General features: G+C 63.7%; 10 protein-coding genes. 9 read left to right on the forward strand and 1 reads right to left on the reverse strand.

Annotated features, from left to right (window positions below; genetic code table 11):
• The first annotated feature begins 52 nt into the window (after positions 1-52).
• From EJB06_RS18425 to proA, 7 genes are all read left to right on the forward strand, one after another.
• Positions 53-1,015 (forward strand): alpha/beta fold hydrolase, encoded by a 963-nt coding sequence (locus EJB06_RS18425; protein ID WP_126075471.1) that lies wholly within the window; start codon positions 53-55, stop codon positions 1,013-1,015.
• Positions 1,012-1,698, forward strand: a complete 687-nt coding sequence (locus tag EJB06_RS18430) for a YoaK family protein (RefSeq protein WP_126075472.1) — start codon at positions 1,012-1,014, stop codon at positions 1,696-1,698. Before EJB06_RS18425 ends, EJB06_RS18430 begins: the two co-directional genes overlap by 4 nt.
• Complete coding sequence (locus tag EJB06_RS18435) at positions 1,695-2,252, forward strand: TMEM175 family protein (protein WP_126075473.1); 558 nt, start codon at positions 1,695-1,697, stop codon at positions 2,250-2,252. The genes EJB06_RS18430 and EJB06_RS18435 overlap by 4 nt, the downstream gene beginning before the upstream one ends.
• A gap of 51 nt (positions 2,253-2,303) precedes the next feature.
• The gene (locus EJB06_RS18440) at positions 2,304-5,372 is read left to right on the forward strand and encodes a sensor histidine kinase (protein ID WP_126075474.1); all 3,069 of its coding nucleotides are present in this window, start codon (positions 2,304-2,306) and stop codon (positions 5,370-5,372) included.
• Positions 5,362-5,994 carry a response regulator gene (locus EJB06_RS18445; protein WP_126075475.1) on the forward strand — a complete coding sequence of 211 codons (633 nt, stop codon included), beginning with the start codon at positions 5,362-5,364 and terminating at the stop codon, positions 5,992-5,994. The genes EJB06_RS18440 and EJB06_RS18445 overlap by 11 nt, the downstream gene beginning before the upstream one ends.
• A 144-nt stretch (positions 5,995-6,138) precedes the next feature.
• Positions 6,139-6,567, forward strand: coding sequence for a helix-turn-helix domain-containing protein (locus EJB06_RS18450; protein WP_164557961.1), 429 nt, complete (start codon positions 6,139-6,141; stop codon positions 6,565-6,567).
• Positions 6,568-6,787: 220 nt separating this feature from the next.
• Positions 6,788-13,411 carry an anti-phage protein ProA gene (gene proA / locus EJB06_RS18455; protein ID WP_307720458.1) on the forward strand — a complete coding sequence of 2,208 codons (6,624 nt, stop codon included), beginning with the start codon at positions 6,788-6,790 and terminating at the stop codon, positions 13,409-13,411.
• A 33-nt stretch (positions 13,412-13,444) separates the two neighbouring features.
• On the opposite strand, the gene EJB06_RS18460 is transcribed toward proA, so the two are convergent.
• Positions 13,445-14,233 (reverse strand): AraC family transcriptional regulator, encoded by a 789-nt coding sequence (locus EJB06_RS18460; RefSeq protein ID WP_126075477.1) that lies wholly within the window; start codon positions 14,231-14,233, stop codon positions 13,445-13,447.
• 314 nt (positions 14,234-14,547) lie between these two features.
• Between EJB06_RS18460 and EJB06_RS18465 the strand changes: the two genes are divergently transcribed.
• The gene (locus EJB06_RS18465; RefSeq protein ID WP_229427157.1) at positions 14,548-15,180 is read left to right on the forward strand and encodes an MSMEG_1061 family FMN-dependent PPOX-type flavoprotein; all 633 of its coding nucleotides are present in this window, start codon (positions 14,548-14,550) and stop codon (positions 15,178-15,180) included.
• Positions 15,181-15,281: 101 nt separating this feature from the next.
• Positions 15,282-16,064 carry a CPBP family intramembrane glutamic endopeptidase gene (locus EJB06_RS18470; RefSeq protein WP_164557962.1) on the forward strand — a complete coding sequence of 261 codons (783 nt, stop codon included), beginning with the start codon at positions 15,282-15,284 and terminating at the stop codon, positions 16,062-16,064.
• Positions 16,065-16,292 lie beyond the last annotated feature (228 nt).

The following is a 16,292-nucleotide window of genomic DNA, read 5'->3' on the forward strand; positions in this document are numbered from 1 at the left end:
CCGCTCCCGCGCAAGCGGCAGCGGCGGCGCTAACGACAACAAGAAAGCCATCATGTCCACCAACGACAACCAGAAAACCCTCTCGCGCCGCGCAGCCATTTCCGCCGGCGCTTCGCTGGCCGCCGCCATTCCGCTGGCCGCCATGAGCGCCGGCGCGCAGGCCGCACCGGGCGCCGCCGTCAAGCGCAGCGCCAGCACCATCACCACCAGGGACGGCGTCGAACTCTATTACAAGGACTGGGGCTCGGGCCAACCGGTCGTGTTCTGCCACGGCTGGCCGCTCAACAGCGACAGCTGGGAATCGCAGATGTTCCATCTTGCGAACAACGGCTTCCGCGTCATCGCCCACGACCGCCGCGGCCACGGCCGTTCCAGCCAGCCCTGGACTGGCAACGACATGGACCACTACGCCGACGACCTGGCCCAGGTCATCGAAGCGCTGGACCTGAAGAACGCCATCCTGATCGGCTTTTCGACCGGTGGCGGCGAAGTGGCCCGCTATGTCGGCCGCCACGGCACCAGACGCGTCGCCAAACTCGGCCTGATCTCGGCCGTCCCGCCGCTGATGCTCAAGACCGCCGACAACCCGGGCGGACTGCCGATCGAGGTCTTCGACGGCATCCGCGCCGCTTCCGTCAAGGACCGCTCGCAGTTCTACCTGGACCTGGCATCGGGCCCGTTCTACGGCTTCAACCGCCCTGGCGCAAAAGCCTCGCAAGGCCTGATTAACGCCTGGTGGATGCAGGGCATGATGGCCGGCCACAAGAACACCTACGACTCGATCAAGGCGTTCTCCGAAACCGACTTCCGCGCCGACCTGAAAAAATTCGACAAGCCGACCCTGATCATCCACGGCGCCGACGACCAGATCGTGCCGATCGACGCCGCCGGCAAGGCGTCGGCCGCCATCGTCAGGAACGCCAAGCTGATTGTCTATCCTGGCGCCCCGCACGGCCTGACCGACACCCACAAGGACCAGGTCAACGCCGACATTCTCGCCTTCGCCAAATCGTGACCCCCGACCAGCGCAACCGCCTGCGCAGCATCGACATGGGCTTCCTGGCCGGCTATGTGGACACCCTCGGCTTCGTCGCCCTGTTCGGATTGTTCACCGCCCATGTCACAGGTAACTTCGTGCTGATCGGGGTTGCGCTGGCCGACGCCTCCAAGGCCTCGATCCTGCTCAAGTTCCTGGCCTTCCCCGCCTTCATCGCGGGGATCGCCATGGCGCGCCTGCTGATCCTGGCCTCGGAACGGCGCCAGTGGCCGGCCCTGAAACTGGCCCTGCTGCTGCAGGTGGTGCTGCTGGCCGGCTTCATGCTGGCCGGGATCGCCGCCTCGCCCATCGGCGAGACCGCGTCCACGCTGGCGATGGCGGCCGGCCTGCTCGGCACCGCCGCCATGGGCGCGCACAGCGCCAGCAGCCGCCTGCTGCTGGCGCAACTGGCGCCCACCTCGATGATGACCGGGAACGTGACCCAGGTCGTCATCGACAGCATCGACGTGCTGCGCGGCGCCGGCGACGCCGCCACCAGCGCGCGCTGCGGCAAATTCTTCTGGCCCCTGCTGGCGTTTGCCATCGGCGCCATCGCCGCCGCCTTTGCCTTCATGGCCTTCGGCTTCATCGCCCTGATCGTCCCGATCGCGATCCTGTGCGCCGAGATGGCGCTGCCCGAACCGCCCAAGGGGGCGGCATGAACAAGGTGCGCCTGGAGGCCTTCAGCGATGGCGTCATCGCCATCATCATCACCATCATGGTGCTGGAACTGAAAACCCCGCACGGCGCGGCGCCGCACTACCTGGCGCCGGTGCTGCCGGTGCTGCTGCGCTACCTGCTCAGCTTCATCTACGTGGGCATCTACTGGATCAACCACCACTACCTGTTCGACAGGGTGCGCGAGGTCGACGGCGTGGCCATGTGGGCCAACCTGCACCTGCTGTTCTGGATTTCGCTGATCCCGTTCGTGACCGCGTGGGCCGGCGAACACCCGTTCGACTCGCTCCCGGTGGCGATGTACGGCGTGGTGCTGCTGATGTGCTCCATCGGCTTCGTGGTGCTCGACGACGTGCTGCGCCGGCGCGGCGCCATGCACGCCGGCGCGGCGCGCCCGAGCTGGATGGAGCGCAAGAACCTGGCGTCGATCCTGCTGTACGCGCTGGCGATCCCGCTGGCGCTGTGGTACGCGCCGGCAGGCTCGGTCGTGCACGTCGTCGTCGCCCTGCTCTGGCTGCGCCCGCGCGCGCACGCTTGACACGATGGCGCCGGTGGTATCATCGCGCGCCATGAACAGGACGAACGACGTATGAAACCGTACAGCATGTCCAGCACGCGCTGGTGGCGCCAGGCGGCAATGGCGCTGCTGTTCGCGTGCGCCGCCGCGCAGGCGCAAGTGCGCTCGTTCGACCGCCTGGAGCACCGGCGCTGGGTCGCGGCCGACGGCGGCCCGAGCCAGGTCGGCGCCATCGCCCAGACGCGCGACGGCTACCTGTGGCTCGGCACCAATGAATCGCTGTTCCGCTTCGACGGCTTTCGCTTCGTGCGCTACGAAGCGCCGGGGCTGAACACCCTCAATATCGTCGCCTCGCTGCTGGCGGTGGAGGACGAACTGTGGGTCGGCCTGCGCTTCGGCGGCGTGCGCACGATCGGCCCGGGCGGCATGCGCGAACACCTGCCCGGCCCCAACCTGCCCGAAGGCGCCATCTACAGCCTCGCGCGCGACCATGCCGGGGCGATCTGGGTCGCCGCCGACGATGGCCTGGCGCGCTTCGACGGCAGCCACTGGGAACGGACCGGCGCCGGCTGGGGCTTCCCCGGCAAAAAAGCGCGCGCCGTGTTCGTCGACGGCGGCGGCACGCTGTGGGCCGCCAACGAAAACCGCCTGCTGTACCTGCCCAGGGGCGCACGGCGCTTCGTCGACAGCGGCCTGGCGGTCGACTGGGTCAGCCAGATCGCCCAGGCGCAGGACGGCGCCGTCTGGCTGACGGAACGCTACAGCGGCAAGATCCACCGCGTGCTGCTGTTCGACGGCCATCTGACCAGCGGCAGCCTCGCCATCGACACGCCCGCCATCGGCCTGCTGTTCGACCGCAACGGCGGCCTGTGGATCAGCACCACCGGCAGCGGCGTACAGTACGTGCACAAGCCGACCGGCATCGGCGCCATTCGCACCCGCAGCGCATTTTCCGCGCGCGACGGCCTCAGTTCGGACTTCATCTGGAAGATGCTGGAAGACGGCGAAGGCAACCTCTGGGTCGGCAGCAACGGGGGGCTGGACCGCTTCCGCCAGCGCGCGCTGATGCCCGCCGGTTTTCCGGCCGGCTCGCTCAACTTCGCCCTCGTCGCCGGTAACGACGGCAGCCTGTGGGCCGGTCCCAGCAACCGGCCCGCCATGCGTCTGATGGATGGCGCCATGCAGACGCTGGACATGCCGGCGCCGGTATCGTGCGCCATGCGCGATGCGGACGGCACCATCTGGATGGGCGGCCCGTCCGGCATCTGGCGCTCGCGCGGGGCGCGCCTGGAAAAATTCGCCGAGCTGCCGCCGGCCGCACTGGCAGAATCGTCGGTGCGGGCGATGGCGCGCGACGCCGCCGGCGACCTGTGGGTCTCGTTCAACCGGCTCGGCCTGTTCCGCCTGCACGGCGGCGCGTGGATCGCCACGCCCTCGCCCTCGCCCTCGGCCAACCAGCGCATGCCGGTGTCCGCGTCGGCCGACGCCACAGGGCGGCTGTGGTTCGGCTACCGCGACAACCTGCTCGTGACCCGCGACGCCGGCGGCGAAGAAGCCGGCGAAAAGCGCTGGGGCGAGGCCGACGGCATGGACATCGGCCACGTCACCGCCATCACCCACCACGGCCAGCGCACCTGGGTCGGCGGCCAGCGCGGCATCGGCTACATCGACGGCCAGCGCTACCATGCGTTGCGCCTGCCCGACAACGGCCTGTTCGCCAATATCTACGCCATCATCGTGGTGCCGCTCAGGGATGGCCGTGGCGACGACCTGTGGGTGCATTCGCGCTCGGGCATCTTCCAGCTGACCGCCGCCGAACTGGCGCGCGCCTATGCCGACGCCGGCTACCGCATCCGCTACCGCTCCTACGACCTGATGGGCGGGCTGGCCAACGACCCGTACCAGGTGCTGCCGCTGCCGACGGCGGTGCGCAGCAGCGACGGGCGGCTGTGGTTCTCGACCAGTAACGGCGTGGCCTGGATCGATCCGGACCGCCCGCACCCCGAACAGGCCGGGCCGACGGTGCTGATCGAATCGGTGCACGTGGACGGCATGCGCGCCGCAACCGCCACGCCTGCCACGCTTGCCGCCGGCGCCCAGCGCATCGTGATCGACTACACCGCCCTGAGCCTGTCCGCGCCCGAGCGCCTGAACTTCCGCTACCGGCTCGATGGCTATGACATCGGCTGGCAGGATGCGGGCCGCCAGCGTCAGGCCGTCTACACCGGCCTCGGTGCGGGCCAGTACCGCTTCCGCGTGCTGGCGCACAACCAGGACGGGCTGCCCAGCACGCGCGAGGCGGTGTTCGAATTCGCGATTCCGCCGGCGCTGTACCGCCAGCCGCTGTTCCTGCTGCTGGCCGGCACCCTGGGCTTCGGCGCCTTGTGGATGCTATACCGGATCAACATGCGGCGCGCCGCCGAGCGCCTGTGCGAACGCATCGAGGAACGCCACAGCGAGCGCGAACGCATCGCGCGCGACCTGCACGACACCTTGCTGCAGGGCGTGCACGGCTTGATACTACGCTTCCAGGCGATCGTCTACACCATCCCGGCCGGCAGCCCGGCGCGCCACAGCCTGGAAGAAGCGCTCGACCGCGCCGACCAGGTGCTGATCGAAGGACGCGACCGGGTGCGCGACCTGCGCATCGGCGCGGTCGACCTGAGCGAACTGCACGAGGCGCTGGACAAACTGGGGACCGGCCTCGAACAAAGAGGCGGCCCGCGTTTTGCGCTGGCCGTGCGCGGCGCCCCGGCGCCATTGCGCCCGCTGGTGCGCGACGAGGTGTACCAGGTCGGGCACGAGGCGATCGTCAACGCCTTCCGCCATGCGCACGCGCTGCACGTGAAGGTCGACATCGAGTACGGCGCGCGCCTGTTCCGCATGACGGTGGCCGACGATGGACTGGGCATCGACGAAAACTACAGGACGCCGCTGGGGCGGCCGGACCACTGGGGCCTGCGCGGCATGCACGAGCGGGTCGCGCGCATCGGCGCGCAGCTGGCGATCGACAGCGATCCGGAGCGCGGCAGCGAGATCCGGCTCGATCTCAGGTCGCATCTGGCCTACCGGCGCCGGCCGCGCCGCCTGCTGGCATGGCTGCGCGCGACAATGAACAAAGGGGAGAACAATGAATCCTGAGACGCTACCCATCCGGGTGCTGGTGTGCGACGACCATCCGATGATGCGCGAAGGGATCGCCGCCGTCATCGCCAGCCAGCCGGACATGTGCCTGGCCGGCGAAGCGGGCGACGGGCGCGAAGCGGTGGCGCAATACCGCGCGCTGCAGCCGGACGTGGCGCTGATCGACATCCAGATGCCGGACATGAACGGCATCGAAGCGATCCAGGCGATCCGCGCCGAATTCGCCCAGGCGCGCATCGCGGTGCTCACCACCTACCGGGGCGACGCGCGCGCGCTGCAGGCGATCCGCTCGGGCGCGCAGGCCTATCTGCTCAAGAGCGCGCTGCGCAAGGAGCTGACCGAGGCGATCCGGGCGCTGGCGGCGGGCAAGCGCTATTTTCCGGCGGAGATCGCGGCCGAACTGGCCAACCACCTCGGCCAGGAACGCCTGACCCCGCGCGAAGTGCAGGTGCTGCAGCTAATCGCGCGGGGCCACAGCAACAAGCAGGTGGCGGGCGACCTGGCGCTGTCGGAAGACACCGTCAAGGGGCACCTGCGCAATATCATGGACAAGCTGGGGGCGAACAACCGCACGCACGCGGTGACGATCGCGATCGAACGGGGCTTCATCGGTTTGTGAGCGCGCTGGCGGTAACGGCGCGGCAGCAGGCCGGACCAACACTTTTGGGGGGGTAGGCAGTCACCTGAGCGGCCCTGTTCGGCCATGCCGGCTTCACGCATCATCGTCGCTGACGCAAGATCGTCGGCCACCCTGGAGCGAACCATGCAAGCGACCCTCATTTCCACCCTGTCGAAGACCCCGCCGGCGCGCCGCTGCCACAAGGCGCCGCCGCTGCCGCCAAGCGCCGCGTACGAGGCCAAGGGCGCCCTCGCCGCCTGGCAGGTGCGCGATCTGACCGCGCATATCGACGCCAACCTGTGCGCCACCCTGCGCACCACCCACCTGGCCGCCACCGTCGGCTTGAGCGTGAGCCACTTTTCGCGCGCCTTCAAGAACGCGGTCGGCGTGCCGCCGCGCGTATACGTGCTGCGCCGGCGCGTGGCGGCGGCCTGCGAGGCCATGCTGGCCGGCGACGAGCCGCTGACCGACATCGCGCACGCGCACGGCTTTTGCGACCAGTCGCATTTTTCGCGCGCGTTCCAGATGCTGGTCGGGATGGGGCCGCAGGCATGGCGGCGCAGCCAGCGCTGAAACCTGATGAAATCGATCACGCCAGAAATCTTTAATCCCATAGAACGCACATTTTCAAGCCTGGGGTAATTCGCTGAGAGCTATTCCCAACACAAGTGAGAATTTGTGAGTAATTGTCGGTACGGAATATGCTAAGGTTAGTTCACCGATGCCGCCCGCCGTATCTGACGATCTCAGCAATGCTGGGCAAGCAATGTGCGTTCGTGCCGTGGGAGGGCCTTTGGACGAGTCGATTATTGAAACCGCAGCACCCGCGGAACCGCCCGAGTATGCGCTGCGCATTTCCAATGCCGGCAAACTCAACTTGGCTGATTTTCAAAATTCCGTGCCACTCCTGCGCGAGCTGTCCATCATTAATAACAGCGAACGCGAAATCGTCCACTTGCAGCTAAGCCTGTCATCCATTCCGCCTTTTCTGAAATCGAAAACATGGACAATCGATGCCTGTGGGCCGCACTCGACGTATGCCGTCAAAGACTGCGATGTCTCGCTTGACGGTACCTTACTGAACAAGCTTACCGAGGCGGAAGCAGCGACCATTATTTTTACGCTTACGGAGAATAATGGTAACGCTGGTGATAATGTGCTTGCAGTAAGTGAGTGCAAAGTAGAGCTCCTTCCCAAGAATCAATGGAGCGGCTTGTCGCACATGCCGGATCTGATTGCCGCGTTTGTTCAGCCGAACGAATTGACTTCTGACCGCTTGCTCAAGCAGACCGCCGAAGTCTTACGCAATGCGGGCAAGAACGCTGCGATCGACGGTTATGCCGGTGGCGCAAAACGAGTGTGGGAACTTACCTCCGCGCTGTGGAGCGCAATAGGCGAGCTGGGCCTTGACTATGCCCTACCGCCAGCGAGCTTTGAGCATCGCGGACAGAAAGTGCGCAGTGCCGCACAAGTGCTCGACGCCCGCGTTGCTACTTGCCTCGACTTGACCCTGCTGTTTTGCGCAGTTTTAGAACAAGCAGGACTCAATACCATCATCGTATTTACCAAAGGGCACGCTTTTCCCGGTGTCTGGTTACGGGCAGAACAGTTTCCCACTGTAGTCACCGATGACGTCACCGCCATCCGAAAGCGACTCAGGCTCAAAGAACTCGTGGTATTCGAGTCGACGCTGATTACCCATCGTCCAACGCCAAGCTTCACATACGCTACCGAAGTCGCGGCAGCAGCCTTGTCGGTCGAAAAGGGAGACGAATTTGAGCTCATCGTGGACGTCCAACGCGCCCGGATGCTTCGCATAAAGCCTTTATCCAGCAACGACCAGCAATTGCTCGCTGGTCCCCCGATTCCGCTTGCATCAATCCAACAAACTGCCTTCGAAGCAGCTCCTGATCTTCCAGAAATGGATCTGAACGCTGCGGAGGCAGCGTCTGCAGGCCCGGTCGACCGCCTTGCACGATGGCAGCGCAGGCTGCTCGATCTTTCGCTACGCAACAATCTCCTCAATTTTAAGAACAGCCGGAAGACACTCAAGCTGGATGCCCCGGAGCCTGGCACTTTGGAAGACCTGCTGTCGGACGGCACTCCCATCCGGCTATTGCCACGACCGCAACTAATGGATGGTGCCGACCCGCGCAATCAGCTCATTCACGAACAACGCACACGCGAGGATGTACGCCGCGAACACGCGCTGGACGCGCTCAAACGTCGGGAAGTGTTCGTCGCCGTCGAACAACAGGAGTTGGAGTCAAGGCTAGTCGAGCTATATCGCTCAGCTCGCGCCACGCTGCAAGAGGGCGGCGCCAATACACTTTTCCTTGCCGTAGGTTTCTTGACCTGGACGCGGGAAGACAAGGCAGACAACCAATACAGAGCACCACTGATCCTCATTCCTGTTTCGCTTCAGCGCAAAAGCGTGCGCTCTGGCTTCACAATGTCGTTGCATGAGGACGAGCCCAGATTCAACCCAACCCTGGTTGAAATGTTACGTCAGGATTTCACGCTGAATCTGGGCGTCGTCGACGGCGATCTGCCTCGAGATGAGTCCGGATTAGACATTGGCCGTATTTGGAAAATGGTATCGCATGCAGTTCGCGATATCTCTGGCTGGGAGGTTTCCGAAGACGTCGTACTGTCAACCTTCTCATTTGCCAAATACCTGATGTGGGTCGATCTCACCCAGCGCATCGATCAACTGCGGGAAAATCCGGTGGTCAAGCATTTGATCGATTCGCCCAGGGATCCCTATCCCTCGAACCTGGATTTCCCGGATGCCCGCAAGCTGGATACGGACTTTACGCCCGATAAAACGTTCTGCCCATTGCCGGCCGATTCTTCCCAACTGACCGCCATCATGGCTGCCTTCAAAGGAAAGGATTTCGTATTAGTCGGCCCACCCGGTACCGGGAAAAGCCAGACCATCTCGAATTTGATCGCTCATTGCCTAGCCGAAGGCAAACGCATATTGTTTGTCTCAGAAAAGATTGCTGCTCTCGACGTCGTCTATCGTCGCCTGCGAGAAGTCGGGCTCGGCGCGTTTTGCCTCGAACTACATTCGAACAAGGCGCGTAAGCTCGACGTGTTGGCGCAGCTTCAGAAAGCGTGGGAATCGCAGGCTGAATTCGCCCCCGATGAATGGCAAGCCCAAGCAGATAAACTCCAACGCTATCGCAACGAACTCAATCGATACGTCGAGCGGCTTCACAACAAACATCGTAATGGATTGACGATATTCAAGGCGATTGGGGTCGTCGCCGAGGGTGGAGAGGTACCCGCGCTGAATTTGCTCTGGCATAGCCCGGAGGCGCATGACATACAAGCATTGGACTCGATTCGGGATGTGGCGGAGCGACTGGGCGTCAATGCAACGGCCGTCGGGCAGGCACAACTGCTCAGTGGACCGCTGGCCGCAATCAACCATGACGACTGGACACCGGTATGGCAGCGTGCTTTCCTAGACACGACGCGCCGCCTCATACCCGTTGCCGAAGCCGTTCTGAAAGCAAAAGGCGTCTTCGAGAAGGTTACTGCGCTACCTGATTTACCGACCACCCTTCGCGCGCGCGAAGCCCTGCTTTCGTTGACACAATGTTTACCGACAGCGGCTGGCCACGATTGGCGATTTGTTTTCAGGCCGGAAGTGCGGGAAATATTCAAGCGTCTGCACGATGGTCTCGACCTTGTCGCGCAACACCGCGCCCTCAATGATCAACTAGCGCCGCTGTGGAGCGACACCGTCCTTGTTGAATGCAAAAAAGCCTTGTCCCTGCTGGCCGATCATGCCCGTATTCGTTCCCAGCTGAGTCCGGCATGGCCGGACGATGTGACCTTAGAATTCAAGAATGGACTGCGCCTCCTTGCTGACATCGAAGAAACAGAAAAAAGTCTCTCAGCAAATTACGGCGAACTGCTTGAGCAGCTCAATGTGCATCAACTGCATCGCGGCTGGCTGGACGCCGAGCAGGGCGTCTGGCCGGTATCCTGGCTGCGAAAACGTCAAATCACCAGCACACTCGAAGCCGTTGTCGTGGGAGAAGAATCGCCACAAGCGGCTGTGGACCTTCCGGCATTGGCCCGAATCCGGGAACTGAGGAGCGCAGTCAATCGGATCAACCCTGGCCAGGCGACCGACGGTGTGTGGATGGGTTTGAAAACGCGCACCGACCTTGCCGCCACGGTGCTCCGATTCCAGGGCGCCTTGGCTTGCGCTCATCGGCGCGAGCCGTGGCTCGACCAAGGCTTCGAAGTAATTGCCGACGGCCGCTGCGGCTCGCGCCTGGCAATGGACCTGTCGAATATCAGAACGCTACACAGCCTGGAGGCCGATATCGCCGGCATGGCCGCGTTGTCGGAGGCCACGGACGGCTTATGGGCGGGACACGACACCCAAACCGGTCAGCTCTCGGCCGCGATGCGTTTCATAGTCTCTCGTAAATTCGTCACCGCATCTGGTACGCTTCCAGGTCACCACCAGGAGGTCGCGGCATCCGAGTGCGGTGCGAAGCTGATGGCGGACTATCAACTGCTGCTGCAACGCACGGCAATTGAGCAACGCTTGAACGCATTCGACGGTCTAGCCGAACTTGCAGGAACCCCTTGGGCTGGTCTACACACAAAACAGGATGAGATAACCGATGCCGCTGTATTTTCGACGGCTATCGCGAGCGCCATCGGCAACCTGGCAGACACGCCTGAATCGGTGGGTATTTTACGGAGTGCGCTCGAACGACAGCTTGCAGAAGGCAATGCGATGCTCGATCATGACGGCCCTGTCGCAGACGCAGGAAGACAATATCGGCAGGTATATGCGGGCCTGCCACCGGCACTTGCCGAAATGAGAGCAGCAGGTTCGTTCAGCGACGCCAATTCTTCACAACTGCAAGACCTGCCGCTACCAAACCTGATAAAGCACTGTCACGATATTGGCAACGCTGAGAATCGCTTGCACGCCTGGTGTGCGTGGCGAAAAGTCCGCTCGGAAGCACTAATGCTCGGATTGGCGAACCTGGTAACAGCGATGGAGAACGGCGCCGTCAAGTCGTACGAGGTACGCCGGGCATTCGACACAAACTACAGTCGCTGGTGGCTTAATGCGGTGATTGACAACGAGCCTGTAATCCGCACCTTCGTGTCGGCCGAACACGAAAAGCGCATAGGCGACTTTCGGGCGCTCGACAAGCGCTTTACCGACCTCACGCGTTCGTGGATTCGCGCATCGCTATCTGCCGGCCTGCCCAAAGCGGAGACGGTAACACGCAACTCCGAATGGGGCATTCTGCGCCATGAAATGAGCAAGAAGAAACAGCACTTGCCGCTGCGGACACTCATGGAGAGTATCCCGACCGCCTTGGTGAAGCTGACACCCTGCCTTCTCATGAGCCCTTTGTCGATTGCTCAATACCTGCCTGCCCAAGCGAACGCATTCGACCTGGTGATCTTCGATGAAGCCTCGCAGATTCCGGTATGGGATGCGATCGGGGCGATCGCACGAGGTAAGCAGGTCGTCATGGTGGGTGACCCAAAACAGCTTCCGCCGACTGGTTTCTTCGATAGAGGCGACTCTACACAGGACGACGACGAGGCGGAGACTGATCTGGAGAGCATTCTGGATGAGTGCATGGGCGCGAATCTTCCGACGATGAACCTGGCGTGGCACTACCGGAGCCGGAGCGAGTCGCTCATTGCCTTCTCAAATCACCACTACTATGGTGGCGCACTGGTGACATTTCCGTCCCCATCGACGGACGATGCGGCGGTCAGCTTTCATTATGTCGAAGGCGTCTACGAGAAAGGCGGCGCACGCACCAACAAGCGGGAGGCCAAGGCACTCGTCGCGGATATTGTCGCGCGCCTCAAGTCGCCAACATTTCGTGAATCAAATTTTACACTCGGCGTCGTGACGTTTAACACCGAACAAATGACGCTGATTGAGGACTTGCTGGATGAGGAGCGGCGCAAGGACCCGTCCATCGAGTCGTATTTTTCCGAGTCAGCACTTGAACCCTTGTTCGTCAAAAACCTCGAATCTGTTCAAGGCGACGAGCGCGATATCATGTATTTTTCCATCACCTACGGTCCCGATCATAGTGGCGCTATTTCCATGAATTTTGGCCCCATGAACCGGACTGGCGGCGAGCGTCGATTGAATGTGGCCATCACGCGGGCTCGTGTTGCCCTTCGCGTTTTTTCTAGTCTGAAGGGCGATCAACTCGACCTGTCCCGAACGCAGGCCGCGGGCGTGCGGGACATGAAACACTTTCTGGAATTTGCAGAACGCGGTCCCCGCGCTCTGGCCGAGGCGACGAAAGGGAGCATGGGTGGATTCGACAGTCCCTTTGAAGAAGCGGTTGCAGCTGCACTGGCATCGAAGGGCTGGCAAATTCACACGCAAGTCGGCGCCTCGGCCTTCCGCGTGGACCTTGGCATCGTGCATCCCGATGCGCCCGGTTCTTATCTGTGCGGGATTGAATGCGATGGTGCGACCTATCATCGTTCTGCCACGGCACGCGACCGCGACATGCTGCGTGAGCAAGTACTGCGTGGACTGGGCTGGGAAATTTTGCGCATCTGGTCCACGGACTGGTGGATTGACCGTGCAGGAACACTCGACAAGGTTGACCGGAACCTGCAAGGACTTCTAGAAATTTCCCGCGTTACGCGTGCCGAACAACATGAAAGGGAAGCCACAGAACGCGCTATTCTGGAGACGATGAAGTGGGCCCGTGCCTATGAATCACGAACTGAGGCGTTGAACGCTGAACAACCCACACAGGCAACACCCCTTTCCCCCGCTCACGACCAAGTCGACACGCTATTTGACGATAAGGAAACCGCTCGCACCACAACCGCTTACGCCGGCAATGTTCCGCCAGCAAACGCCAAAGGACCATTGCTTTTTGTTGAGGCCGATCCACGGGCAGCCGTCGAGTTGATTGATGCAGAGGCGTTCTTTGAACCCAGTTATGACGACCGGCTTCGTCAGATGATCGAATACGTAACAGACATTGAGGGTCCTATTCTCGATACCGTGCTCGCGCGTAGGATTGCACGCGCACACGGATGGCAACGTACCGGCGCGCGTATTCAGGAACGCGTCTCGACCTTGGCGCTATCATGTTTGACAGCGAGCGACGAAGACGTCGGCGTCTTCTTTTGGGCCAACACGAGAGGACCAGATGTACCGCTGGTATTCCGCAGCAGCGAGGAAGAAAGTAGAAAGGTAGATGAAATCTGCATGGCGGAGCTTGTATCGCTTGCGAGGCAGGTCGAACAAAAGGGAAGTTCCGTCGATGCTGCCATCGCAACGATCGCGCGTGCGCTGGGGCTACAGAGGGTTAAAGCCATGAGTCGGGCACGCCTAGAGAAAGCACTAGATCTGGCACGTCAGACGCACGATTAACCGAGTCAGGCGACAAATTGCAATGCTGGAGGTTCAGAATTGTCCTGGCAGCGCACGCCGGTAGGCCGCCGGCGTGGCGCCGAATTCGCGCGTGAACAGCTTGATGAAGGCGCTCGCGCTGGCATAGCCCAGGTCCATGGCGACCGTGGTCACGGGGCGCCCGGCGGCGAGCATTTCGAGCGCCCGCATCAGGCGCGCACGCTGGCGCCAGGCCACGAAGCCGAACCCGGTGTCGGCGGCGAAGCGGCGCGTCAGCGTGCGCCCGCTCATGGCGGCCGCCCGGGCCCAGCTTTCCAGGTCGCGCTCGTCGCCCGGATCGTCGATCAGCGCGCGCGCCACGCGCTGCAGGCGCGGATCGCGCGGCAGCGGCAGTCCGAAGGGCGCCGGCGGCGCGTGCCGGATCTCGTCGAGGATCACCTGCGCTATGCGCTCGCGCTGCGCATCGAGCGCATCGAGCGGCCAGGTCGCGGCGCGCAGAACAGCTTCGCGCAGCAGGCCGGAGGTGCGCAGCGTGCAGGGACGCTGCGGCAGGTCCGCGCATGCCGTCTCCGCCACATACACGCTCCAGCCGGAAAACGGTCCGTGCGAACGCACCGAATGAAAGTGCTGCGGCGGCAGCCACACCGCGTGAATCGCGGGCACGATCCACTGCCCGTCTTCCACGCCCGCCGACAGCAATCCGCGCATGGATCCCATCAGCTGGCCGCGCGCATGCCGGTGGCCGGCAGTCGTGCGTTCGCGCTCCTCGCTGCCGGCGGCGACGATCACCACCGGTCCTTCCGAGGTATTCAGGTGGGCGGGATCGAGGGTCAGGTCGGACATGGCGGATTCGAGCAATAGCTTGGCCGGTATAGTGTACAGCGGACAGGCAGGTTTGCTTATCCTGCGGTTTTACCCCTCCGGAGACCAGCATGCGTGCACAAGATATCCTTCCAGACGAGTCCAACGAAGCCAGTTTTGCGGGCCTGACGGTGCGCAAGGGCACGGTGGCGGCCTTTCTCGCCAATGCGCGCGCCTTTGCCGATCCCGCGCTCGCCAGCGATGCCCGCGCCGCCGCGCAGGCCGAGATCGAGGATGCCCTGCCGGCGCTGCGCGCGCTCGGCCTGTTCGATGTGCTCGAGGTCAGGCACGGCCCCCTGCGCGCGCTGGTCCATGGCCGGGCGCCGGCCGCGCAGCCCGACCTCGACGCGCTGTATGCGGCGCCCGCGCAGCGCATCGAGCAAGCGGTGCTCGGACACCTGGTGCCGGTCCACGAAGCGTACCTGAAAGCGGCGACCTTTTTCTCGTTCGCCAGCGGGCGCGCGCAGGGACTCGACGTGTCGCCGCGCGGCGGGCCGCCGGGCTTCGTGCAGGTGCTCGACGCGCATACCGTGGCCTTTGCCGACTGGCCGGGCAACAACCGCATCGAATCGATGCGCAACCTGGCCGACGACGAGCGCGCCGCCATGCTGTTCCTGTTCCCCGGCCTGGAACTGTTCATGCGCATTAACGGGCGCGCCCGCGTGACCACCGACGCCGCGCTGCTGGCGCGGCTGGCCGAGGGCGGCAAGGCGCCGAAAGCGGCCATCGTGGTGGCGATCGACGAGGTGCTGATACACTGCGGTAAAGCGATCAACCGCGCGCGCCTGTGGCGCGAGGACGCGCGCCTGGCGCGCGACGCCCTGCCCTCGGTCGGCCAGATGCTGGCGTCGATGGCGATGATCGGCCAGGCCGATATCGCGCAGGCCGATGCGCATTACGAGCAGGCGGTGCGCAACGACCTGTATTAAGGAAGGCAGCCGTTTTCGGCAAGCCGGCAAGGCCATCTGGGATAATGCAGGCCAGCGTCACATCGCAACCTTATTCGATCTCACTGGCAGGCAGAAAACGTATGAAACGATTGCAACGATTGCACCTGACCGCGCCGCTGGCGTTGGCTGCGCTGGCCGTGTGGCTGGTACTGACCTTGGGCGGCCAGTGGCTCCAGTCAGGCGTTCGCCAGCACTCGCTGGCCGATGCGGCTGGCGGCGGCATCGGCGTCGGATGGCTGCTGGCCGCGTGCTTTGCCGCCGTGGTCGCAATGACCTCGCGCGACCGCCGCGCGGCCGGCCTGTTTGCGCCTGCGCCAATGAGATCGGCACGCCTGGTCTGGTTGCCTTTGCTGTACGCGCTACTGATGCTGCTGGTGGCCTGGGCCGACGGCTGGCCGCCGCGCGCGGTGCTGCTGGTGGTCGCCTGCAACACGGCGCTGGTGGCGCTGTCGGAGGAACTGATGTTCCGCGCCGTCCTGCTGCAGGGCTTCCTGGACCGCTTCGCCATCTGGCCGGCCGTGTTCCTCTCGTCCGCCGTGTTCGGGGCGGTGCATGCGGCCAACGGCTTTGCCAGCGGCGACGCCGGCGCCGCGCTGCTGCAGTCGGTGTCGGCTTTTTTGCAGGGCCTGGCCTACGCCGCCATCCGCCTGCGCACGCGCTCGATCTGGCCGATGGTGCTGGTGCACGGGCTCTGGGACTTTTCGCTGATGTCGTCGATGCTGTCGGCCACGTCGGGCGGCGAGAATTCGGTGCTCCCCTACGCCGCCCTGTTCGCCGTGCTGCCCATGTGCGTGTACGGCCTGTATCTGATGCGCGCCGTGCGCGGGCATGAGATGCCGGTCGTTTCTCCCCAGCCGACCTGACGGCATCGGCGGCGGCAAGCTTGCCGCCGCCCGGATCGGGCACGCTGCGCAGATGCAGGTCGATCTGGCGGCAAGGAATGTCGACGCCGGCAGCGCGCAAGGCTGCCAGCGATGCGCTCGACGATATCGCATCCGCCCTGACTGGCGGGCACGCTCACGGGTTGACAATTTGCCTGCGGCCGCCTCAAGGCGCAGGCAACTTTGGCGTAAACCCGACAGATCGGGCCG

The organism is Massilia atriviolacea (assembly GCF_003953935.1).
GTDB lineage: Bacteria > Pseudomonadota > Gammaproteobacteria > Burkholderiales > Burkholderiaceae_D > Telluria_A > Telluria_A atriviolacea.